12 protein-coding genes and 2 pseudogenes are annotated in these 22,748 nt (G+C 65.8%); 7 read left to right on the top strand and 7 right to left on the bottom strand.

The window, feature by feature from the left end; translation table 11 throughout:
* Nucleotides 1-22: 22 nt before the first annotated feature.
* On the bottom strand, nucleotides 23-1,555 hold the full coding sequence (locus Pla175_RS19190; RefSeq protein ID WP_145289071.1) for an exo-alpha-sialidase: 1,533 nt from the start codon (nucleotides 1,553-1,555) through the stop codon (nucleotides 23-25).
* 176 nt (nucleotides 1,556-1,731) lie between these two features.
* Nucleotides 1,732-2,814: a GntR family transcriptional regulator gene (locus Pla175_RS19185; RefSeq protein WP_197526998.1), complete on the bottom strand. Its 1,083-nt coding sequence runs from the start codon at nucleotides 2,812-2,814 to the stop codon at nucleotides 1,732-1,734.
* Nucleotides 2,815-3,049: 235 nt separating this feature from the next.
* Here Pla175_RS19185 and Pla175_RS19180 point away from each other — a divergent pair, with 235 nt between their 5' ends.
* The 4 genes from Pla175_RS19180 (at nucleotide 3,050) to Pla175_RS19165 (ending at nucleotide 8,725) form a co-directional block, all read left to right on the top strand.
* A complete protein-coding gene (locus tag Pla175_RS19180) occupies nucleotides 3,050-4,165 on the top strand; it encodes a sialidase family protein (protein WP_231953975.1) in 1,116 nt (371 codons plus the stop codon).
* Nucleotides 4,165-5,016: a phytanoyl-CoA dioxygenase family protein gene (locus tag Pla175_RS19175; protein WP_231953974.1), complete on the top strand. Its 852-nt coding sequence runs from the start codon at nucleotides 4,165-4,167 to the stop codon at nucleotides 5,014-5,016. Before Pla175_RS19180 ends, Pla175_RS19175 begins: the two co-directional genes overlap by 1 nt.
* Before the next feature lie 100 nt (nucleotides 5,017-5,116).
* Nucleotides 5,117-6,016, top strand: a complete 900-nt coding sequence (locus tag Pla175_RS19170) for a phytanoyl-CoA dioxygenase family protein (protein WP_145289063.1) — start codon at nucleotides 5,117-5,119, stop codon at nucleotides 6,014-6,016.
* Nucleotides 6,017-6,040: 24 nt separating this feature from the next.
* Entirely contained in the window at nucleotides 6,041-8,725 is a 2,685-nt protein-coding gene (locus Pla175_RS19165) for a sodium:solute symporter family transporter (RefSeq protein WP_145289060.1), read from the top strand.
* A 1,556-nt stretch (nucleotides 8,726-10,281) separates the two neighbouring features.
* On the opposite strand, the gene Pla175_RS19160 is transcribed toward Pla175_RS19165, so the two are convergent.
* A complete protein-coding gene (locus Pla175_RS19160; RefSeq protein ID WP_145289055.1) occupies nucleotides 10,282-10,854 on the bottom strand; it encodes a hypothetical protein in 573 nt (190 codons plus the stop codon).
* A 314-nt stretch (nucleotides 10,855-11,168) separates the two neighbouring features.
* Here Pla175_RS19160 and Pla175_RS19155 point away from each other — a divergent pair, with 314 nt between their 5' ends.
* On the top strand, nucleotides 11,169-11,420 hold the full coding sequence (locus tag Pla175_RS19155) for a hypothetical protein (protein ID WP_145289051.1): 252 nt from the start codon (nucleotides 11,169-11,171) through the stop codon (nucleotides 11,418-11,420).
* Nucleotides 11,421-13,246: 1,826 nt separating this feature from the next.
* Here Pla175_RS19155 and Pla175_RS19150 read toward each other — a convergent pair.
* The gene (locus tag Pla175_RS19150) at nucleotides 13,247-13,825 is read right to left on the bottom strand and encodes a hypothetical protein (RefSeq protein ID WP_197526997.1); all 579 of its coding nucleotides are present in this window, start codon (nucleotides 13,823-13,825) and stop codon (nucleotides 13,247-13,249) included.
* Between the two features lie 376 nt (nucleotides 13,826-14,201).
* Between Pla175_RS19150 and Pla175_RS19145 the strand changes: the two genes are divergently transcribed.
* Nucleotides 14,202-15,113: a hypothetical protein gene (locus Pla175_RS19145; protein WP_145289038.1), complete on the top strand. Its 912-nt coding sequence runs from the start codon at nucleotides 14,202-14,204 to the stop codon at nucleotides 15,111-15,113.
* A gap of 1,414 nt (nucleotides 15,114-16,527) precedes the next feature.
* Nucleotides 16,528-16,659 (top strand): annotated as a pseudogene (locus Pla175_RS27280) (IS110 family transposase); the annotation flags it as partial.
* A 39-nt stretch (nucleotides 16,660-16,698) separates the two neighbouring features.
* On the opposite strand, the pseudogene Pla175_RS27275 reads toward Pla175_RS27280, so the two are convergent.
* The 3 genes and pseudogenes from Pla175_RS27275 to Pla175_RS19130 all read right to left on the bottom strand — a co-directional run.
* Nucleotides 16,699-17,097, bottom strand: a pseudogene (locus Pla175_RS27275) (tyrosine-type recombinase/integrase); the annotation flags it as partial.
* Between the two features lie 224 nt (nucleotides 17,098-17,321).
* Complete coding sequence (gene comJ, locus Pla175_RS19135; protein ID WP_145289033.1) at nucleotides 17,322-17,783, bottom strand: competence protein ComJ; 462 nt, start codon at nucleotides 17,781-17,783, stop codon at nucleotides 17,322-17,324.
* Nucleotides 17,784-22,745, bottom strand: a complete 4,962-nt coding sequence (locus tag Pla175_RS19130; protein WP_197526996.1) for a NucA/NucB deoxyribonuclease domain-containing protein — start codon at nucleotides 22,743-22,745, stop codon at nucleotides 17,784-17,786.
* Nucleotides 22,746-22,748: the final 3 nt, after the last annotated feature.

The following is a 22,748-nucleotide window of genomic DNA, read 5'->3' as shown; positions in this document are numbered from 1 at the left end:
CCCCCTAGCTAAGATCTGGTGATTAGTAGTTGTTTCGAGAATCTAAAGGTTGGACGTCGACCACAGGCGTCAGCCGCCAGGAGCGTCCCAACAGGACCAGCGCGAGCGACCCGCCCATGGACAGCGTGGACGCCTCCGGGACCGGTCGCCCGAGCATCCCCAGACCGGCGGTCGGCACGTTCGCCGAGAGCAGGTGCTGCCGCAGCACGATCGCGTCGTGGATGTCCTGCGTCCCGTCGAAGTTCAGGTCGCCGTGGGTGTAGCTGTCGGCGCCGCCGAGGAAGAACTCGCCAGAAAGGGGCGCCCAGACATTGACGAAGGCCGCGAGGTCGCTGGCGTCGACCAGGCCGTCCTGGTTCACGTCGCCGTCGACGCCGTTCCAAGCGACCGGGCTGAGTTCCAGCGGGTTGAAGGTGGCGAACACGAAGTCGGTCGATCCGTCGATCTCGTACAGCACGCCGACTGTCGTAGCGTTGATCTTCACCAAGTCGGAATAGGCGGAAGAGCCTCGCTCGATCACGGTGTCTTCGACCCAGGTAAGCCCCTCGTCGTAGCTGAGGCTGATGGTCATGTCCTGCCGGGACGAAGGCTGGCCGGGCCGTGAGTAGACCAGCACGTTCTGCGCATCGCCCTGGTCGACCGCGTGGAAGCGGACCCCCGAGTTCTGCACGACCGGCGTAATGAACTGCGGGTCGCCCTCGAAGCGGGCGTCGAACGACTCGCCGCCGTCGCTGCTGTACGCGACGGCTCGATTTACGCCGCTGGCGCCCCCTTGGGAGCGGGCGTTGAAGTAAACCCTGCCGTCGACGAGCTCGATTGCGAAGTTCTCGTTCGGGTGGACCGCGTCGGTCGCGCTGTGGGTGTCGTCCGCCCCGAGCCGCCAGGTTTGGCCGTGGTCGTCGCTGTACACCACGTGGGCGCCCCAGTTGTTCGACCCCAGCCGGTGGTCTGACGGGATGATCAGCCGTCCGGCGTGTTGGCCGCGGGTGAGCTGGATGCCGTGCACCGGTCCGGTGGCGTACCACCCCCAGCCTTCGGGCTTCACGTCCGCGGTGATCTCGCGGGCGCGGCCGTTGGAGTCGGCGGTCCAGGTTGCGCCGTGGTCGTCGCTGTAGGTGACAAAGACACGGTCGTTCTCCATCGTGAAGGGCATCCAGATCCGGCCGGGATGCTGGGGGTCGAGCAGGTCGACCACCGGGGTCTGGTTCCCTGCGGTTACATTGGCGGTCGGCAGCCCGTCCCAGCCGCGGTAGTTGTCGTTCTCGACCGCGACGGACAAGGCGCCCCAGGTCTTGCCGTCGTCGGTCGAACGCTTCATGACGATGTCGATCTCGCTGGCGTCGCCACCGGAGCGGGCCTCGGCAAAAGCCAGCAGGTCGCCGTTAGCGGCGCGGACGATCGTCGGGATGCGGTAGATGTTGTAGCCCTCGGCGCCCCCCGTGAAGATGGTTTGCTTGAAGACGCCTGCGCTCAGCGGCGCAGCGAGCAGAGTCAATGCGGCGCACGCGGCAAGGAGCAGCGGGGCGTGCGTCGTGGAGTACCGGGAGTGCTTCATAGTGCTTATCTGATGCTCGGAGTAAGGCGGGCGGCGATGCGTTCTCTGCGGTGCGCCCTAGGCTCGGTGCTCCGGCGGTTTTCTAACGCCGTGCTGGATGTCGAAAAAAACGCGTCCCCACCCATCCCCCCGCCGCCGTTGCGTGGCCGGGGGGAGCGCGGACAAGACTCAGCGGATTAGGGGCCGCGCCCGTCAGGAAACTCGATCGCGATCGGGATCACACGCTGCGCCTCCGCGTTGGGGCTGCCCAGCTGTCGGAGCAGGAGCTTCGCTAAGTGCTGCCCCTGCTGTTCGTCTCCCTCGAGCGGCCGCGGGTAAACAAACTGCGGCTTCTCGCGGTCGCGTAGGTAATAGTCGCAAACGGCAATGTCGAAATCGTCCCTTTGGAGCCCGGCTCGACCGATGGCCGCTGTCGCCGCATCGGCCATCCGGCGCGTCCGGCAGATCAGGGCGGTCACGCGGTTGGGGCCCGTGATGAGGTTCAGGATCTCTACCAGGCAAACCTCGGAGTCCGCGGGGAGGCAACGCACGGTGAGCGCGTCGGCCGGCCGGTTGTCGCGCGCCAGCTCCTTGCAGATCGCGTCCAGTGTCAGGTGGTCGCCAGGGTAGGTCACCTGCCGGTTTAAGTAGGCGAGGCGTGAGTGGCCGCGGTCGAGCATGTGCCGAGCCAGCAACGCGCCCGTTCCGGCCATGTCGCGGTCTAAGCAGGCCAGGTTGCCCACGCCGGGGTACACGGAGCCGAACACCACGGCGGGCAGGCCGCTGCCAGCCACCAGCCGCTGCGTCTCGCAACTAGCGCGCACCAGGATGAACCCGTCAGTGTGCGAAGAAGCGAGCGCCTGACCGATGAGCTGCTGAACGAAGATCGCCTCTTCGCTCGCCGGGAGGAAGCTGATCTGCACGTGGACCCCCGGCAACTCTCGTTGGATGCCGAGCAAGATGTGGTCGTTGCCCACCCCTTCGGTACGAAGGAAGAGCGGGTGAACGAGGAAGTGCACGCGGTGTAGTGGCGGGCCCTGGGCGTCCTCCGGCAGTTCCAGGATGAACGCGCCACGGCGCTGCTGCCGGGAGATCACCCGCCGACGGGCCAGCAGTTGGAGGGCCAGGTTCGCGGGGCCGTTCCCGACCCCCAGCAGCTTCGAGGCGCCGGCGGTGGTGAGGTACCTGTCGCCTGGCCGCAGTTTGCGATCCGCGATGTCCTCAATCAGTTTTTCGGCCAGCTCCGCGATCCGCGGAGTGACGGAAGAGGTGTTGGCCACGAGGATTCGACCGGAAAAGGAAGAGAAAAAAGTGAGGCAAATGCCTACTTGCCGTAAGCTACCAGAAAACTTATTGTGTGGCAAGTAATATTATTGGCGAGCCAACATTATTGCTCACTGCTTCTCGTTCACCCCTTTTCTGCCCGCTTTCTTGGAGTTTTCGATGCGCCGCATGTTTCTTTCCTCGCCTGTCTCCCGCGCCGCCCGTGCGGTCCATCTTCGGTGGCGCCGTCCCGTGACCCCGGTCATTCTGCTCGGCTTGACGCCCGCACTGACCTGCCTGGCCGCCTCCCCGGTGCCGCTGCTCGACGTCTCGAAGGAGAACGGCATGCACGTGGTCGTGGCCGCCGGGACTCCAACCACCTACCAGGGACACCCCACTACAGCGTTGCTGCCCGACGGGAAGACGATGTTCGCCGCGTGGACCCTCGGGCACGGCGGGCCGTGCGGCCCGGTGGCGCGTAGCGACGACGCCGGCCTGACCTGGACCCGGATCGACGACGCCCTCCCCGACGCGTACCAGAAGCACCGCAACTGCCCCAGCATTTACCGGATCGTCGACGACCAGGGCAAGGCGCGGCTGTGGATCTTCGCGGCCCACCCCCTGATGCCGCGTGTGGTGAGCGAAGACGACGGCGTCACTTGGCAAGAACGTGAGCCCCTGGGACTCCCCTGCGTGATGACATTCAGCAGCGTGACCCGTCTCAAGGATGGTTCGTCCATCGGGCTTTACCACCGTGGAGAAGGGGACCACGACCGGCCGCCGCTCACGGTGTGGCAGACCCGCACGCGCGACGGCGGTGTGACGTGGGGCGAAGCGAGGCGCGTCGCGGCGGTCGAGGGCAAGAACCCGTGCGAACCGTGGATTGTCCGCTCCCCCGACGGCGGCACGCTCTGCTGCTTGATGCGGGAGAATTCGCACAAGGGGCGTAGCCTGATGATGTTCTCTAGCGACGAAGGAGAGACTTGGTCCACGCCGGTCGACACCCCGTGGGGGCTGACCGGCGACCGCCACGCGGCCGCATACACCGCCGATGGCAGGCTGGTGGTCTGCTTCCGAGACCGCGCCAAGGGGAGCCCCGCCGATGGGCACTTTGTGGCCTGGATCGGCGACTACGACGATATCGCCCAAGGCCGCGAAGGGGGGTACCGCGTTAAGCTGCTGCACCACTACGGCCGGCCCGGCGATTGTGGCTACCCGGGGGTCGAGGTGCTTGCCGACGGCACCGTCGTAGCGACGACCTACGTCAAGTACCGCGACGACGACTGCCAGAACTCTGTCGTCTCGGTCCGCTTCCAGCCCGACGACCTCGACGGGCGCGTGGCACAAATGGACCAATCGTCAAACTGATGGCTCCTCTGATGGGGCGCGTCGCCAGTCCACTCTCTTCCATCGGCGGGCAGGTTGTCCGCCTTGGCACTCAAGGTATTCCGATGAAAGCATTGACCCCTGATGGCGGCGCGCTCCGGGACACGTTTGTTCGCGACGGCTACGTCCAACTTCCGGGCTTTCGGGCCGGCGAGGAGCTGGCTGAGATCGAACGGAACCTGACCCGTTTTATCGATGAGATTGTCCCGACCCTGCCAAGCGACGAGGTATTCTACGAGGACAAGCGTGATCGAACTTCGCTGAAACAGATCCAGCGGATGCACGACCACGATCCGTTCTTCAAGCAGCTCATCGTCGAGGGCCCGTTCCGAGTAGTTGCCGAGCAGTTGCTCGGCGATCGGGTCGTGCCGAAGAACCTGCAGTACTTCAACAAACCCCCAGGGGTAGGGCAGCCAACGCCGCCGCATCAAGACGGCTTCTACTTCATGCTGGACCCCTGTGAGGCGGTTACCATGTGGTTCGGACTGGACGAAGTTGACGCTGAGAACGGCTGCGTGCGTTACCTGCCGGGATCAAACCGGCAGGGCATGCGACCTCACACCCCCAGCGACACACTTGGATTCTCACAGTCGATCGCCAACTACGGACCGGCCGACTCAGCAAGCGAAGTTGCAGCGGTCGCTCGCCCGGGTGATCTGTTGGCTCACCATGCCTTGACGGTTCACCTTGCGGGCGCCAACCGCTCGGTGAACCGTCAGCGGCGATCGCTCGGGTTCATCTACTACTCGCAGAGCGCACGTGTCGATGAAGCAAAGCACCAGGAGTACCGCAGGCGGTTAGTCCAGGAGCTAGCGGCGTCGGGGAAGATCTAAGCCAATCAAAGCGAAAAAGAACAGCAAGTCCAGAACCCTCGTTCGGCGCTTTGCACCGTGCGGAGTTCAGTGCCAGCCACCTACGCCGCCGGGGTTTGACATGCGCGTCGTGCTTGAACACGCAGTCGAAAATCATCCCGACTGGCTGTACCAGGCGCCCAATGATGTTACGAGTGTCGAGGGCTGGCCGGCCGAACCGGCGGCCGCGATGGACTCGTACCACGAGCAAGGCTACTTGCTGGTGCGCGGCGCCTTCGGACCTGAGGCAGTGCAGCGGGCCCGCGACGAGTTGGCCGCGATGCGGCTGGCGGACGACCCGCGGTGTGAGGGGGTGTACTTTGAAGGAGCGGTCCGCGACCGCCTGGGCGCGGTGGGGCAGACCGGCGTCGAAGAGCCCGGTCGGCTGCCGCAGCTCGAACCCGCTGTCCGCGCCGAGTACGTGCGCAAGTTCATGGGGTTCGTTGACCGGCACCCGCCGCTGGCGGAGATCGCCAACTGCCCGCGGATGCGTGGGCTGGTGGAGGGGCTCGTCGGCGGTCCGGCAGAGCTCTTCCAGGAGATGGCGATGATCAAGCCGCCGCGCGGGCGTGAGAAGCCCTGGCACCAAGACCACGCCTACTTCAACGCGCCGCTCGATACGCCGATCGTCGGCGTGTGGATCGCGCTCACCGAGGTTTCGCCCGAGAGCGGTGGGATGTACGTGATCCCCGGCGGTCACCGGCGGGGCGCCCTCCCGCACTTTCAACGACGCGACTGGCAGGTCTGCGACACCCTGCCGGGCGAGTGGGCGGCCCAGGGGTACAAGGCGGCCGCCGCCCCGATGAACGCCGGCGACGCGCTGCTGTTCAGCAGCCTTCTCCCGCACGGCACGCCGACCAACCGGTCTGACCGGCAGCGGTGGGCGTTGCAGTTCCACTACCGATCGGCCGGCGCCCCTTCGTGCCCCGAACAAGAACGCCTCGACTTGTTTGGAGGGGAGGGGCGAAACGTGACGTGTTGAGCCACCGCTTCTCTTGAGATCCGCATGACGAAACTCTTCCTATCGCTTTTTCTTGTCGGTTTGCTGGCCGCTCCCGCGGCTGCCGAGCTGGTCTGGGGCGAGCTGCCCCCGCTCCCCGACGCGTTCGGGTTTGGGGGCCCGGCGGCCGGCGAGCACGCGGGCGCGTTGATCGTCGCCGGCGGCGCCAACTTCCCCGAGGGCCCGCCGTGGGAGGGGGGCCAGAAGGTGTGGCACGACCGGGTCTTCGTGCTCGAGAGGGGCCCGGACGGACAGCCCCAGACCCAGTGGAAGGATGCCGGTCGGCTGCCGCGACGCATCGCCTACGGCGCCAGCTTTTCTACCCCAGAAGGGGTGCTGATCGTGGGGGGCGAAGAAGACGGCGTCGCGATCCCCGACGTCTACCGGCTGCGCTGGATCCCGGCAGAGCAGCGGGTCGCTGCCGAGCCGCTCCCGCCGCTGCCGATGCCCGCGAGCTACCTCGCCGGCGGGATGATCGGGCGCGTCGTGTACATCGTCGCCGACGCGCGCTCCGAAGGGGCGGACCGTTTCGACGAAAAGCACTTCTGGTCGCTCGACCTAGCGGCCCTCGCCAAGGACCCCCAGACGCCGTGGCGGGAGCTCCCGCCCCATCCTGGCCTGGCGCGGCGCAAGGCCGTCGCGGCGGTCCAGGCGCTCGGTTCCGGCCGAGAGAATCTGTACCTGATCAGCGGCGAGCACCCGCGCTACCTCCCGGACGGGGCCGAGGACGCGGCCAACACCCGCTGTCTGACCGACGCCTACCGCTACGACCCGGTCGACAACGCGTGGGTTGAGATCGCCGAGCTTCCGGCGCTCGAGGACGACCGAGACCTGCCCGGCAAGGAAGCGTTCGCGGGCGAACGCCGCCCGGTCGCTGCGGCGACCGGAATCGGCGCCGGGCAGAGCGACGTGCTGGTGTTCAGCGGATCGACCGGGCGGTACGGCGGGCTGCCGGTGCAGGACCGCCCGTCGTTCCCCAATGACGTGCTCGCGTACCACACGATCACCGACACCTGGCGCCGGGCAGGGAAGATGCCCGTCGGCGTGGTCACGACCAGCGTCACGCGGTGGGGCAATCAGGCGGTGATCCCGTCGGGCGAGGTCCGCCCGGGGGTGCGGACCAACAAGGTCCAGACGCTCAACGTCCGCGGCGCCAGGGCGGACTTCGGAGCGCTGAACCTCAGCGTGCCGGTCGTCTACCTGCTGGCGATGCTGGGGGTCGGCGTCTTCTTCGCGACGCGCACCAAGAGCACCGATGACTTCTTCCGCGGCGGGGGGCGCGTTCCCTACTGGGTGGCGGGGCTGAGCATCTTCGCCACCATGCTCAGCTCGATCACGTTTGTCGCCCTCCCGGCCAAGGCGTTCGCCACCGACTGGCGGTACTACGTGGCGCAGCTCACGATCATCCCGATCGCGGTGGTGGTCGTGCGGGTCGCGATACCGTTCTTCCGCCACATCGACGCCACGAGCGCCTACGAGTACCTGGAGAAGCGGTTCAGCCGACCGGTCCGCCTGCTCGCCAGCGCCCAGTTCGTGATGTTCCAAGTGGCGCGGATGGCGATCGTGATGTACCTGCCCGCCCTAGCGCTGGCGGCCGTCACGCCGCTCACCGTCATGCAGTGCGTGCTGGTGATGGGCCTGCTGAGCATCGCCTACTGCACCCTGGGGGGAGTGGAGGCCGTGGTGTGGACCGACGCCATCCAGACCATCGTGCTGATGGGGGGGCTGCTGGTGGCGATCGCGGTGATCCTGATGCGCGTCGACGGCGGCGCCGCCGCGGTGTTCAGCACCGCCTACGACGACGGCAAGCTGCACCTAGCGGACATGGACTTTTCCCTCTCCAGCGGCGCGGCCACCGCGGTGTGGGTGGTGTTCGTTGGGCAGTTCTTCCAGTCGCTGTACTCGTACACGTCCGACCAGTCGGTCGTGCAGCGGTACGTCTCCACGAAAGACGAGCGTGACGCCCGCAAAGCGATGTGGACCACCGCCTGGATGGGGGTGTTCGGGAGCCTGCTGTTCTTCGTCATGGGCGCCGCACTCTACGCGTTCTACAAGAGCCACCCGCCGGCGCTCGACGTCGGGATGAAGACCGACGCCATCTTCCCCTGGTTCATCGCCACCGAGCTGCCGGTCGGAATCTCGGGGCTGGTGGTGGCGGGGGTCTTCGCGGCGGCTCAGTCGACCATCTCCACCAGCATGAACAGCACCGCCACGGCGCTGGTGACCGACTTCTTCGTCCCCTTTCATGCCTGCCGTACCGACCGCGGATACCTCTTCTTGGCGCGGGCGTTCACGCTGCTACTGGGGGCGGCGGGCACCGCCATCGGCTGCTGGCTGGTGGTGCTGAACCAGACCAGCATGATCGACACGTTCATCTCGATCATCGGCCTGTTCGGGGGCGCGGTGTGCGGGCTGTTCATGCTGGGGATGCTCACCACGCGCGCCAACGCGGCGGGCAGCCTGCTGGGCTGCGTGTGCGGCTTCGCCACGGTCCTGTGGGTCATGCGCAACACGCACATCCACCCGTTCCTCTACGCTGCGGTGGGGACGCTGGTCACGATGCTGGTGGGGTACGCGGCGAGCCTGCTGTTCCCGCCCCCCAGGCCGGGCCAACTGCGGGCGCTCACCATCCACGACCCACCCGCGGGGGCGGCAACTAAGCCGACGCCCAGCCGCCCCGTTCTGGTCTGACCGGCAAAGCTAGTTGCTTCAGCTTCCGTGTGTTGCGTGTCGCGAGTCGTGCGCTGCTGGCACGTCAGGACTTCGCCGCAGCCGCTATCGGGGTCAGGGCCAAACCCCGCAACAACACGGGCGCTCCCCGCCCGCTCCTCTCTACGACCCAGGTCCAGAAGCCCTTCCGCTTCCCCAAACCCAACAGGCACACCAAGCTGTTGAATACACCAGCCGAGAGTGCAATCGGCTTCTGGCGGCCGCGGCCGACTCTAGGTCGGGACAGGGAAGCGGCGAGGATGCTGCCGAAGGTCGTGAGAGTGGGCTCTACGTGGTGGAGTAACCCGCCTGTGACTGCCGGCCCAATACTGCATCGCGTGTTGGCGCCATCTGGCGCCATTCAATGGCCTCGCGACCAGGTACCACCAGTGAGCAATAGCAAGTACCACCAGTGTCCATTTCTAGGTACCACCGGTGACCCAAATTCCAGAATCCAGAAGAGTGAGGCTTCTGGCGTTGCTGTCGCAACGAAGTCTCACTCACAGAAATTGCTACTCCCGGAGCCCCGTCCTTGCTGCCGATCTGTGGGCGACCCACCAACGATGTGGACCGCGAGGCAGCACTCTCCGTGGATGGGGCGTCGCTGACTGGACAGCGGGGGCCGACGTGGGACGTGCGCCCTGAGGGCGCTGCGCGCGCATAGGCGCGTTGGGGCGGCCTAGCGTCCTCCCAGCCCCACCAGGGCCCAGCTGCGCCCCAGCGGGCGCGTGGGGGCCCCTGGTGGGGCTCTGAGGGGCGGGGGTGCGCCGGGCCACGCTCAGCATGAGTGATCGCGGGCGCCAACTGGCTGCTCAACCCGCAACAACGCGGCTGCCCAATGGTGGCCTGCGGCAACCCTGCCCGCTGGTGGGCTGTAGTCGGGCCCGTCCTTCGTCGTGCTGCGGCGGTCGCTGCCGTTCACGCCACGCACGCCTACCGTGCACGCCGCATACGCCGGGTCCTCTTATTAATAGTCTATTAGATAGAAGTAGAGGGATAAGGCGTGTCTGGGGGCACAGGAACTTGGCCGGTGGCGACCATGGCAAGAGCGTTAAGCGCCTGCGGACGCAGCCCCTGATGAAGCGTCTCCCCGGGGAACCCACTCCTGCACGGTCGCCTTGGCGGCCGACTCGCGGGGCACATGGTGTTGGTGGGCGCTTACGCGTAAGCGTGGCGGAGCCCACTTCACCTTGCAGGCTCTTCGGGGCGCCGACACCCATCAGCTCCCGCATCACCTAGCCCAGGTTCCGCACCAGCGCCGACATCCGCCCGCCTTCGGCGGACTTTCGCACTTGTCGATCCCCCGCAGCCAAGTGCGTCGTGGCCCGCCGGCGTCGGCTCTCGCTCACCGCGTGTTGCTGCTCAACGGGCCCGGCGCTCAGGCGGGCTTGCTCCGCACGCTTCGGCTCCGGCGCGCAGCTCCGCACACCGACCGACGAGACCGCCGCGACCGCGTGGCAGACCTAGTCCGCAACCCCCTTCTCGATCAGCGCGTCGCTGCGCCTTGGGGCCGGGCCACTGGGCAGGCTCAAACCGGTTTACCCACCACGTTGCAACGGCGGGTCGGCCGGTGGGCCCGGCGGCGGCGGCGGCGGCGTGGGACTATCCTTCACCATGAAGGCGTAGATCAGGACAAAGGCCGCGTAGAACGTCACAAAGAAGCACCAGTAGCTGGCCGCGCTGTCGCTGATCAGATAACCCACGGTGGCCCAGAGCCAGCCCCACGAAACGATCACCAGGCCCTGCCAAAACGGGCGCCACCAGAGCAGAAACGGGGCGCCGATCACCAACGCCCAAAGAAAGTACGCCCAGGCGGCATAAACGGGCGGGTTGCGTGGGGACCACCAATTCAGGTGCCCTCCGGGAGTAACCTGCGTGAACATCGGGTGGTAGGCGATGCGCGCCAACGTGACGAACAGCAATCCCGCCGAAAGCACGAGAAAAAGCAGCAACCGCCGTCCACGCAGCGGCAGCGCGAACATCGACCCGAACAGCGGTCCCCACGCTTGCCCCAAGAGCGCCAGCGGGATCAGGCCGACCGTAAGCAGGTGATTGAGCGTTCCGTGGGGCCGGGGGCCATCAAGCCACAGGAGGCCTTCGACCCATTGCATCGCCGTGATCCCCATCAACGCGACCCCGCCCCACCTGAGTCGCGGGTGATCGCGACGCAAGAGATAGGCGGCCGCGCCGTACGCGCATCCCCCCGCCATCAGACTGGACGTCGCGTTGAAGCAGATGGCTGATCCCCCCCGGCCAAGAATAACGTGAAGCTGCGCCAAGCGTGCGATAGCCTACCCCTTTCGGACAAGGCGACTAGCACCGCTTTGGGCGGTGGTCATTTCGGCCGGCTCTTCTGCGGCCCCGACCGAACTTCAGGAGCTGTGATCTCTGGCAGGGCGCCTTCATCTGGGATGCCGACAGCGGGATGCGGAGCCTGGCGGACGCGCTGACGGACGCCGGCGTCGACCTCACAGGATGGCGTCTGCAACGAGCGACGGGCGTCTCTGCCGACGGCAAGGTGATCGTCGGCTACGGCGCCAACCCAGCAGGCCAGGTTGAGGCTTGGCGGGCCGACATGTCTGCGGCTCCAGAGCCGAGGGGCTTGGGCCTGTACAGCGTGTTGGCTGGCGCCGCCGCCTTTGCCGCACGGTGGCGTAGAAGACGGACCGCCGGGTAGGCAGCAGCCGCCTCACCCCATGCAGCTGGCCCGAGGTGAGGCCTGTCCGACACCTAACACGTGCGGAGTTGGTCGAGGTGGCCACGCACCGGGTGGCTACCGCTGGCCGTCGATGGTCGAGACGTGCGGGTGCGCCCTGATCCCTGCGGGTGCTTCCCGGGACCGACCAGGCCCGTGGGGGGGCGCCTTGGAGAGAGACGTTCGCGACGGCCGTCAATTGGCCATCTGCGCCCACAGCGCGTTGCGCGCGCATAGGCGCACTGTGGCCCCCGAGCGCCCTCCCAACCGCACATGGGCCCAGCTGCGCCACAGCGGGCGCGTGGGGGGCCTGTGGCGGCCCTCTGGCCTGGCGGCGCCACCCGACTATCCAAGAATCACCACAGGCATAGGAAGCGACCCGTCCCGCTGACGGCGGCATCCACGGGCAGCGAGCGTCTCTCCGGTCGACGCGGTTGAGGTTGGCTCGGCGACGGGCGGGACGCTTCGGCCTAGCAGTGCGGCTACCCCGCGGCCAAACCGCTCGGGGGGCGTGTTGCCGCCAACCTTACCGCGAGAAAGTTGCGGAACTTTACCAAACGCAGGTTTGCCAGGCGCCCAGCGGCCAGTTCGACCTTGTTCTGGAGGCCGGATTGGCGATCGATTCGGTGGCCACTGAATTGAGGACGCTCGGCGACCGGAGCCGCTGAACGCGAGAAAAGGCTTGTTTCCTCGCTCGAAACGCGTGGTAACAATTGGACTCGAAACGCAGCTCAGGCGCCGGTTTCGACCTCGAAGGCCACGCTGGCCGTTCGCACCGCATGGTGTTGGGGCCCGTTCGACGCGACGTGAGACCGTTCTCCGGGCTAATCCGCCGACAAGCAGCGTCGAAAGCATACCCGTGAGCACTTGTTTTTGAGGTCCGGTCCGAACTCAATCTGCCCCCGGAATTGACCGAGACTGCTGGAGCGGGCGAAGAGTTTGTTGTTAACAACAAGATGCGAGTCATACGGAGGCTGCGGCGAGTCCGGTGGAGACGTACTCCCAGCGTTCTGTTGTTGAACCTCCGGCGTCCCTTCACGCGAGTGCCCGGGGGCTTGGCATTTCTATCCGCGTCGGCTGCTCCAGGGGGCTGGGGCCTCGGCCACGCCACGCTCGGCGCCGGAGTGCTCCAGGGAGCACGCTTGCCCGGCCCTTCGACTTTGTGTCGACGTGCTCCGGCGGCACTTACCGGTTCAATCAGGGGAACTCCGTGCGAAAGGTGCCGCGGTGGGGCGCCGGGAACCGGGCGGCCCCTTATTCCATCGACTGCCGAAGCTGCCCGATCAGGCGTCAACGGAGCGGGCAAATGGGAAACTTGTTCCCCAACTCAGCCCCTGCATCAGGGCCGTGGCCGGCCCACGAGACAGCCCCCCCGCTTCCCCAGTCCGCGGGAGTTGAGCACCTGGTGGGCTGCCTTGCCGATCGGAGCGGCAAGACAGCGGCAAGACACAAACAAGACACGGACAAGACAGCATTTCGCCTATAAAACAAGGGGTTCTCTCTTCTCTGTCTTATTTTCTTATAGAAATATTGAAATGCCCCCCATGGTGGGTGGCGGTTTCCCTTATTCCCCCGCCCTAGTGGGTGTATCTGATGCTGGAATCGCAAGACAGCAAGACAGGCCGACAGCGGTCGCCGTAAACGATTACGCAGCAGAGGCTTATGTTTACTGCCCCTGTCTTGCCGGCTGTCTTGGCAGGCGCCTTCGGGGGGAACCGTGTCTCACCGAGCAAGACAGGAGGCCACCCCGGGCGGCTTGGACCTCGCTGGACGCACGCCCTCCTCGGTTCGCACCAAATCCCGGACGCTCAGGCCCGAACCCCTAACGAGCGATTCTGGCTCGCCGCCAGGTCATACGCTCGCTGATTGGGATGTGCGAAATACGCGGTGCACTGCCACTGCGGCTGCTTCCGGAAACCGTAGAACTGCGTCAGCGGCGCCCTCGGCCGTGCAGGAGGGCCTGGTAGCCAACAGGTGTGAACCGCGGCCTGGCGATGGCGGTGCGTCCGTGCGGGGATCGCAATGCGGAACACGCACTGCCTGGGACCTGGCTCCCCTTCCGAGACGCTCCAGGTGTTCGACTCTGGGCGCCACTCCCATTGGGCAAACCAGTCGAACTCTGGCAGGCCACTGCGGCTGTGCTGCGAGCCCGCGTACCCGGTCGGCCAAGTGAACCCGCCGTCCGCGGTCCAGCGCGTCTGGTGCGGGCGGAGCCAGTGGGAGCAGCGACCCAGTTGGGTCAGCACCCGCCCCGAAGCTGCTGAGCCGCAGAGCAATTCCGCGTCGTGATAGAGGGTGTTGACCACGACCGACCACAGGGCCGGATCGTCTTCGGGTTCCAGCCAAGGGCGAACAGCAGGTTCGAACGCCGGCCAACGATCGCTCATCGCGGATTCCTTTTCATTGCTCGCGTACTTCGGCTCGCGATGTCGCGCGCTGTATTCAGTCTAGCAGCGGTCTCGTGCCGTGTGTTTTGCTGGGGGTGGGATTGCTAGGCGCCTCCCGGGCCGCCGCAGCCCCAGGGACGCGGAGCGTCGTGCGGCTGGGTCGGGCCCGCTGGGCGGCGCCTGGGGGGTAGGGCGTGAAGTGCGGCCGGCATGCTCACCCACACGCGTGAAGGGACCTCCCTGAGGGACTACTGGCCCCTTTCAGCTAACGGACGCTTGGGCGTCTTGCGGCTGCCTGTGGGGGCCGGTGGGGAGGGCCACACGTCGGACGCGGAAGCGTCGAAGAGATGGGCGGGCCGCAGCCAAGCACGCACGCGTGCTCCAGCAGGCCGACGTCGAAACCGGGGGCCGGCCCGCCGGCAGGCTGTACGACGCGCTGTGCAAGCGGGGCGCCTTCCGGGCGATCGACACGCGGCTGTTCACGGGGGTGCTGCGGAGCTTGGGGGAGCGCGGGCTGATCGAGCAGATGGAAGGGGGCGACCTGATCCTGGCGCCCAAGGGGGAGCAGCTCACCGGCCACTACTCCTTCTACAGCGCGTTCGCCGCCTCCGACGACTACAGCGTCTATCACGGCAGCTCGCTCATCGGCCTGCTCCCCGCCTCGGACCTGCCGAACCTGGACGACTGCTTCCTGCTCGCCGGGCGGCGCTGGCGGGTGGTTGCGATCGAGGACGAGCGGCGGGTCGTGGTCGTCCGCCCCGCGAAGGGGAGCAAGCCCCCGATGTTCACCAGCGGCGGCGGGGAGGTCCACCCGCGGGTGCGCGACGCGATGCGGCTGGTGCTGCTGGACGACCGCCCCTGCGGGTATTTGAACTCCACCGGCGCCCGGCTGCTGACCGATGCCCGCCTCACCGCCCGCGAGGCGGGGATCGATCGGCGCTCGTTGGTTCCGCTGTCGCCGCCCTCCTGCTTGTGGTTCACCTGGACCGGAACTAAGGCCCAACGCACGCTCTGCTTGATCGCCGACGCGGCGAGGCTCGTCTCCGCCGACCACAAGATCGCGGTCGAGCTCTCCGCCAGCGCCGCAGACTCGGCCCGTCGTTTGGCGGGCGTCGATGCATCGTCGCTCGACCCGGTCCGCCTGGCCGCACGCCTGCCGTCGAAGCAGACCCGCAAGCTCGACGAGCACCTGGACGAGGGGCTGCTGGTCGAGGCGCTCGCGGTCGATGCCTTGGATCTGGAGACTGCCTGCGTGCTGCTTGTGCGGTTGCGGTCCGTAGTGGGTTGATTCGTTCGCATCGCAAGCGGATCGCCGTTTTGACTTCTGTCCTTTTGTCCCCCGCCCCCCCCCAATCTCGTTTTCGGTCATAACCCCCCGATCGCTCGAAACCCCCGCGAAACGCGACCTACGACTCCGACCCACCCCCACGATGGCGGGGGTTCTCGACCCGCCAGCAGGGATTTTGTGTCCCGCTGCGGGACACCGGGCCCCCCGAAGTGGACACCTGCGGGACAAATGTGGGCGCAACTTCCAGACATCCAAAACACCCTCCGCTGCAAACCCTAACGCGCATGCGTCGCCGGCCGCATCTGCCCGGGGACTCCCCGGGCCGCGCGCCGCTAGCCGTGGGAGATTGTCTCACAGCGGGTGGCTATTTGCTACGAGAATGGCGGGGAATGATGGGCCAGATCGCTCGAAGCGGACCGCTGGCAAGGGAGGTGTGTTGAATGAGTTTCCCGCGGATCGATCGGCCTCCGGATTCGACGAGAACTCTGGCAACGGTTCGTAAGCCACCTTGAGTTGGCGTCCGCCGGAATGGTAGGTGGGTCCCCGCTTCGCACTGCTGGCAAGCCAGACAGTGGCACCCCAGCAGTGCCACCCGCCGTTTGCCGGGCATTTGCAGAGCCGCCCCGTTTGACTGTCCCCTCCGCAGCGGGGGCGACGCGGGTCGCGGCAAGCGACAACAGGGAACAGAAACCCTCCCGATCGGACACAACCCAAACAAAATCCGTCATCTCAAACTCCTTAGACAAAACCGCGCCAACCGCGCAGCAACGACCACGAGGCCCCACCGTGGCGCCCCCCCGCACTCGATCAACGATTGACACAAGATTGTCCGCGACCGGGTGGCTACTTACGAGCCTGATTTCGAGCCGTCGGCGTTAGTCGCCGTGCATGGGGACTGCCATCCTGCGAGTCGGGAATACCTATCCAAGACCGTCCCAGCCGAATCACCATAACACTTGCAAGTAACGTTTTGCGGCGATCGGAGCGGTGGACTGCTGGCTGGGTAGTGTCTTACCTAAGGCACTGCACCTGTCGTTTGATTGCTTGATTTCTTTCTTGGGAGTGGGTTTAGCCCCTCCGCCTTCGCCCTCGCATCGGCCCTGCGCCCAATCGAGGGGCCGATGCGAGGGCGAAGGCGGAGGGGCGCCCCCCTCTGTCGAGCCGGAACGGAGGTCGCTGCTGCGACCCGATCGGCGGCCGGCTCAGGAGAGAACGCCGGAGGCAATTAGACTGAAAAAGCCGCCCACCGGAGGCTTGCCCCGGTGGGCGCACGGACTCGGCAGATCGTGCTGGGTAGACGCCTAGACGTCGTGGGACATCAAGATCGCCGGTCCTTTTTCGTTGTTAACCCGAACAGCCGGGGGAGCCGCGGCGTGCGTGCCGCGAGCTCGTACTTACTATCCAGGGAATAACGATGAAAGACAAGAACGTGATCGGGATCGATGTCGCCAAGGCGAAGCTGGACGTGTTCGACTCCAAGACCGGCCGGCACACGGTCGTCGCCAACACCCCCGAGGGGGTCGACGCATTCGTCCGCCGCGTGGCCCAACTGACGGCTGATGCCAGCCAGGTCCAGACCGGCTTCGTAGAGAGCAACGGCGTGGCCATGTCGCAGGCCGTGGGGGTGCGTGTCGATGCCCGTCTTGGCGCCCAGCTTCGACAAGAGCCGCCGCACGTGCGACGTGGCCAACCGCTGGCCGGTGCGGGTGGTGAACAGGTAATCCTCGCCGCAGGCGCCTGACTGAGCCAGCCAGAGTTCAAACCAGCCGTAGGTGGTCGTCAGGGCTGACACGCGACGCTTGCCGCCCTTGCCGCAGCGGACGGTTACACGGTTGCCGTCAATGTCGCTCCGCCGCAGGTCCAACGCCTCGCTGACCCGCAGTCCCGAGTGGTACATCAGGTCGATGAGTCCCTTGTCACGCAACGCGGTTGGTCGGCAGGCATGAATCAGCCCCTTCACCTCATCCGGTGCAATCGCTCGCATGGTGTCACTCTCGTGAGTTAGTGAAACAAAGTTGCCGGTTACTCAACTCTATTTCACCCTCGGCGAAGCGCAAGTCCGAAAGCGTAACAACCCGTGGTCCGATTGAGGTGGTGAGGTGGGGGGAGGGGTTTATCCGCGCGGTGATGAGAAGGCCGATTACAGGGGCAACGCACCGCCCTATCGGCAGAGAGCGTGCTGTGATTCTGATGGGGTGGTGAGGTGGTTCACGCAGGCTTGGCGTCCATAACAAGTGGATGATCCGACTTCTTAACTCCTTGATCTGGTATCAAGATTTGTGGAATCATTGAGCCGTTGGGGATGAACGTGAAGCGGCACCAGTTGGTATTGTCTCGCAACCCCGTTTCAAAGAGAAGTTGATAACTACCCGGTGGAATGTTGGTTTCTCGGCCGTCAGCTATCGAGGCAATTTCAACTTTGCCGGCCTCGGGACAAGTGAAGGGTACCGCAATTGCCCTCGTGCCTGAAGGCGTCGGCAAGTCATCAGCCATCTGCACTTCGACGGATATTGGTCCAGCCTCGAACATAGTTTTGAACGAAACTGATTCGGGACGCCAACTGAAGCCTTGGGCGACGTGCTGGTCAGTCCAGTCATTGAACGGATTTTCCAGTTCGCCATTGAATGCGGCGATCTGGGAGTAGGATACGCTTACCGTAAAAGATGCCATTTAATCCACCACCTCGATTATGATTCTCGCACCGTCAGGTACCCCTCGTGACAAATTGCCGATACGTGCTCCCGCCCCCATATTGTCGCTGGGGTCGACCGGCCTGACGCTGGCACCTTTGCCACCTTCTTTGGTGAAAGCCGGTGGATATTCGTCAAGTTGCTTGCCCTTGACCTTGTCGATGCCTCTCAGCGACTCTGCTCGATTTGCGTCAGCATTCGCTCTGTCAAGCGTAAGTTCCTTTGGATGTCCGGCACGTTGAGCATCCTCGATATGCTGAGCAGATTCCGGGTGCTGCGATCTCTTAACCGTGACTTTCTTTGGGGCAACAACCTCCGCCGCTTGCGGCGCCCCGGCGCCGCTGGGCGCGTTGGGGCGGGGTGGGACGTTGCAGTCCCCGCCCCCTGTCGCGGCCGCGACGTGCAGGTGGCCGAGCGCCCCCCCGGCGCCGCAGGGACTATTGACTTCCGGCTGCTTATTGCGAGGGGCGTCTACCTCCGCTTGGGCCGCGTTGAGTTGTCGACGGGTCTTGGCGCCCGCATCCTGAACGGCGTCGGTGGCGCGGCGCGCCACGCTCGGCCCCACGCCGGCCGCCTCCAGCATCAGCGACACGGTGTTCTGGGTCGTGAAGCCATTCTGGACGATGTCCCCCGCTAGTTCAACTCGGTCGCCTAGCTCCTCAGCGCGGTCGGCGAGCGCTACCCCGCGTGCCAGCCAGTTCGCGCCGCCGCCAAACACCGTAAGGCCGGCGCCGACGCCTACGTTCGCTGCAATACGGGTTTGCGTGCGGGTCGATTCCGGAACGCCGGCCCGATCGGCCAGCCGATTGGCGGTTTCGTCGAGGTCGATCAGAGGAGCAGCGTTTGCCAGTTCCACGGCGCCAAACGCCAGCCCGCCGACAAATGCTTCGAGGATGCCCGGGTTCGTCACCCCCGCCCCGATCGGCGTCGGTGGCGGTGGCGGGGCAAACGTGGCGGATGGGTCTCGCTCGCCGGTCGAGCCGTACTGTGTGACGCCGGGGCCCAGGACGAGGTTGGTGGGTAGCGACGGGTCGAAGTCCCAGTTCGACTCGATCCATTCTCCCTCAAACTCGCCGCCGTCGCCGTGGAGAAGGGTGACCTGAAACGGCGTGACGCCTTCCCGGACATTGATCGAAACGTGGATGTCGAGAATGTCATAGCTCGCGTCAGGGTCCGACTTATCGAGCCTGTACTCACGCACCATCCGCTGGCCCGAGCCGACAACTTCTCCGAGTTCGGAATCGCTCTCGAAGGTGTGATCGATCGCGACGCGACGATGGTCCCATCCACGGACTTCCTTGCTGAGCGTTCTAGTCTCTTCCGGGGAGTAGCGGACCGTCGTGGTTGTCTCATCGACGTGCTCGATCGTCCGCCGGACCTCGCGAGTGTCGGTTCCGTGGCCAATTCCACTACTAACACCATTTACTAAATAAGGGTGATGCGCAACCTGAATGTCGAGCGAATAATCGGGAACATCGACGTCGGTGGAGCCGTAGGTGGTCGTCGTCTCGACCGTCGTGTACTTGCCCTTCTGCGACCGCTGGGTCGCCCCGTCTTGATCGACGAAGTCGAAGTAAGTTCCCGGTTCGTCGATGAAGACCGTTTTCGTCGTCCCAGAGTCGCGGCGGGTTTCTTCCCATATGTAAGACTCTCCCCCTTCCGGGGTAATCTCGTTCCACAGATCGCGTTGCTTCGTGCCGTCGGACGTAGACCGGAGGCTCTGGGCTTCAAACCGGCCGAGGGTCGCGAGCCCGTTGGTCTCGGTGTGCTCGGCGTCGTACGTCGAGACGAAGCCGCGGATGAGGTAGTTCTCAGTCGAATCCTCGATCAACTCGTAGCGTTGTGCTTTGTCTTGCGTGGCAGCTTGGTAGGTTTCGAAGCGATCGATCCTGCCGTCGGCGTGTTCAAAGCGGCTGGTGGACTCGAGGTCCAGCGTCCGGAGGTCGCCTTTGATCTTCGTCGTCGCCGACTCTCGTCCGGTGTCGGTATCGCGGCTGTAGGTCTCGTGCGTTTCCCAGCCGGGCTCGGCATCGTCGTTGACGTAGGGCGCGATCGTCGACCAGGATGTCTCATTCCGCCGGTCCCACTCGCGGAGGACCGACTGGGTGACGCGGCCCTCCCCCTCGTCCGTGCTGGTGAGGGTCACCGTGCGTCCTTGGTCGTCGACGTACGTCCGGGCCGGGCCATCCAGCTCCCGGAGCAGGGACTCGTCGAGTATCTCTGCCTTCTCGGGCTTGCCGAAGCCGCCGGTGAGCTTCTCGGTCGTCTTCTGCTTTTCGAACGAGCCTTCCCCTTCGCCGGCGCCCTGAACCGCTTTGCTGCTGGTCGACTCGTCGCCGAAGTCGTAGTCGCCCGACTGGGTGCGTTTTGGATCGCCGTTCAACTCAACGGTTGTCTGGCCGTGGTCGTCGCGAACATTGCCGCTGGCGGAGACGGTCTCACTCTGGTCGACGTGGCCGGTGCTGGTGCGGGTCTTGGTGCGGCCGCCGGAGGTGGGGTAGGTGTAGTCGGTGCGGGTGTCGAGGTAGAGGTCGGCCTTGCTGGTGACGTTGAACTCGCCGTCGCTGCGTGAGCGGCTGTCGGTTGTGGAAGTAACGTCAAGCGTCGCTTCGCGGCGGCTGCCCGCCTTGTCGGTCCGCGTGCCCGTCTCGGCGACCGATTCGTTGCCGTCCTGGTCGACGTCGACCCGCGTGTCGCTCCACGTGAGCGTGTCTTTCACCTCACCAGTGGCCGTGGTGGTGACCGTCATGTCGCTCGACGTCCCTGTCGGCCCGCTGGTGACAGGGCCGGCCGCGGTGGTGCGGCTGCCGGCGCGGGTTGTGCTGTCCGACTGGTACTGCTCGGTGCGGGTGAACGTGACCGCCCCGCTTTCCTCAACCGTCGTCTCGATGTTCGTTGTGCCGCGGGAACGCTCGTGGGTGTCCGCCGTCTGCACACTCCCGACCTCGAGCTTGCTCGTGGTCTGGCCCCCGGACTGGGTGGACGTCCCCTCGCCCGTCGACGACGCCCCCACGGTTGTCTGCGAGCGGTAGTCCGAGATCGCGACCGTGTCGTTCGTTTTGCCGCCGTCGACCACGCGCGTCTTGGTGAACGAGTCGACGTCCAGCACGTCCACAGCCTGACTCATCGATTCGAAGACGACGTCCATCGCCGCGGTGGTGACTGCATCGTCCTCCAGCGTCACCAGGCCGCGGGAGGATTCGCTGGCGTAGGCGCCGGTCTCAAGCCCGGTTTGCAGGTAGGTGGTGGTCCCGTCTTCGGTCCCATTCGCGCCCAGTTCGTACTTGGTCTTCGACCAAGTCTCGGAAAGCTCCTCGACCGCCGCGTCGGCGCTCCTCCCTGCATCGGTGCTCACGAACGCACCCGCCGTTGTGGCCGAGTAGCGGCCCCCGCTGCTGGCGCGGTCCTTCTGCTCGTAGCCGTCCCCCGCCTGGCCGGCGCCCATCGCGTGGACAAACGACTCGGTCTCGACCGAGCCACGCCGCGACGACTCGAACGTCCCCTGACGCGTGGCCCCTTCTCCTTCATCCAGGAACTCGTAGTCCTCTTCGTCCCGGCTGCTTGAGGTCCGCTTTGAGAGCGCGTAGCTCGCTTGGGGTAGGATGGCGAGCGCCACATAGCCTTCGCCCAGCAGCGCCGCCACCTCCACGTCGCCGGACAGGCCTTGCCAGTCGGTCGATTTGACATCCGTGGTTTCGAGCCGCTTGGCGTGCCCCTCGCTACGGCTGATCCCGTTTGGGTTGGCCGTCGTCACGCGGTCGTCGAGTTCGAAGACCCCCTCGGTGGACGCGCTGAGCGTCGCTGCGAGCACCTCGTTGCTGCGGAACGGCGTGACGAGTGGTTCTGTTTCTCCTTCGATCGGCTCGCTGGTCGTGCCGTAGGCCTGCGTCGCCGTTGTGGCGGAGGCCGACGCGTACGAGCGGAAGTCTCCGCTGGAGCGGCTGGTGTCGTTGTCGCGGTAGAAGCGGGCGCTGACGCTCCCGCCGGAGGCCGATTCGCCCGCGGTGCGAAGGCCGAAGGTGGTGTCGGTCGCGACGCCGTCGTCGGTGCGGGTCTCGTCGCCGTCGACGCTGCCGGTCTGCGTCCCCTGGTAGTCGTTGCTGCTCTCGGCGGTCCCCTGCACGACGGACCGCTCGCCGACCTCGTCGATCGTCGCGTTGAGCTTCGAAGCAGCCGACGCGGTGAACGAGTAGCCCGACGTGGTTTCGGTGGTGTTCTCGTAGGCGACCTCGGTGGCCTCGAGCCGGACCCGGTAGTCGCTGCCGCTGGTTTCACCCCCGCCCGAGAGGTTGACGTACGACGAGGCGACGATGACCGCGTGCAGCGACTCGACCACGGCGCCGCCGACTTCCTCCGACGCGGCCGTGCCGACCAGGCTGACGCGGTCTCCCTGCTCGCCATTGGCGTGGTAGCTGAACTGCGTGCGGCTCCAGTCCCCCGCGGGGTCATCGACGACGCCGACGACGCTTGAGCCGGACCCATGCTGCTGGAACGCGGTGGTGAGCGACTCGCTGAGCGAGAACTTGCTCTTCTCGTTGGTGGCGCCGGGGTTGTCCGTCTCGACATGGAGCGTCGCCTCGTAGAGGTACTGCTCGGCGAGCGTGTCTTGGCCCGAGTCTTCACGGCCGCTAGCGTAGGGGTAGAAATAATCGACCCGCTGCTGGCTGGCGCCGGAGAGCCAGGCTGTGGCATCTGTCTCGACACGCGGCGACTGGGTCACAACGCCGCCGTTGATGGTGGAGACGTCCTCGCCGCTGCGTGTGGTGGTCTCGGAGTAGCGGGCGTGGGAAGCGCCTGCGTAGCTAAGCGTGGATGAGGGGTCGGAGGTCTGCTCTGGGTCGTCTGGTTCAGTGCTTCCGCCGAAGTAGACGTGCCAGGACTCAAGTTCGAGCGTTTCGATACGAGAGTGGGTGGCAGAGACCAAGCCGGATGCGGAGTCCAAGAC

Source organism: Pirellulimonas nuda (assembly GCF_007750855.1).
GTDB lineage: Bacteria > Planctomycetota > Planctomycetia > Pirellulales > Lacipirellulaceae > Pirellulimonas > Pirellulimonas nuda.
The sequence above is the reverse complement of the archived record's forward strand: the minus strand, read 5'-3'. Positions and strand labels throughout refer to the sequence as shown.

Coding starts and splice junctions, on each gene's coding strand:
- Pla175_RS19175 (WP_231953974.1), top strand. CDS start 4,165: ATGGCTCCTCTGATGGGGCGCGTCGCCAGTCCACTCTCTTCCATCGGC.
- comJ (WP_145289033.1), bottom strand. CDS start 17,783: ATGGCATCTTTTACGGTAAGCGTATCCTACTCCCAGATCGCCGCATTC.
- Pla175_RS19165 (WP_145289060.1), top strand. CDS start 6,041: ATGACGAAACTCTTCCTATCGCTTTTTCTTGTCGGTTTGCTGGCCGCT.
- Pla175_RS19160 (WP_145289055.1), bottom strand. CDS start 10,854: ATGCAATGGGTCGAAGGCCTCCTGTGGCTTGATGGCCCCCGGCCCCAC.
- Pla175_RS19150 (WP_197526997.1), bottom strand. CDS start 13,825: ATGAGCGATCGTTGGCCGGCGTTCGAACCTGCTGTTCGCCCTTGGCTG.
- Pla175_RS19155 (WP_145289051.1), top strand. CDS start 11,169: ATGCGGAGCCTGGCGGACGCGCTGACGGACGCCGGCGTCGACCTCACA.
- Pla175_RS19170 (WP_145289063.1), top strand. CDS start 5,117: ATGCGCGTCGTGCTTGAACACGCAGTCGAAAATCATCCCGACTGGCTG.
- Pla175_RS19190 (WP_145289071.1), bottom strand. CDS start 1,555: ATGAAGCACTCCCGGTACTCCACGACGCACGCCCCGCTGCTCCTTGCC.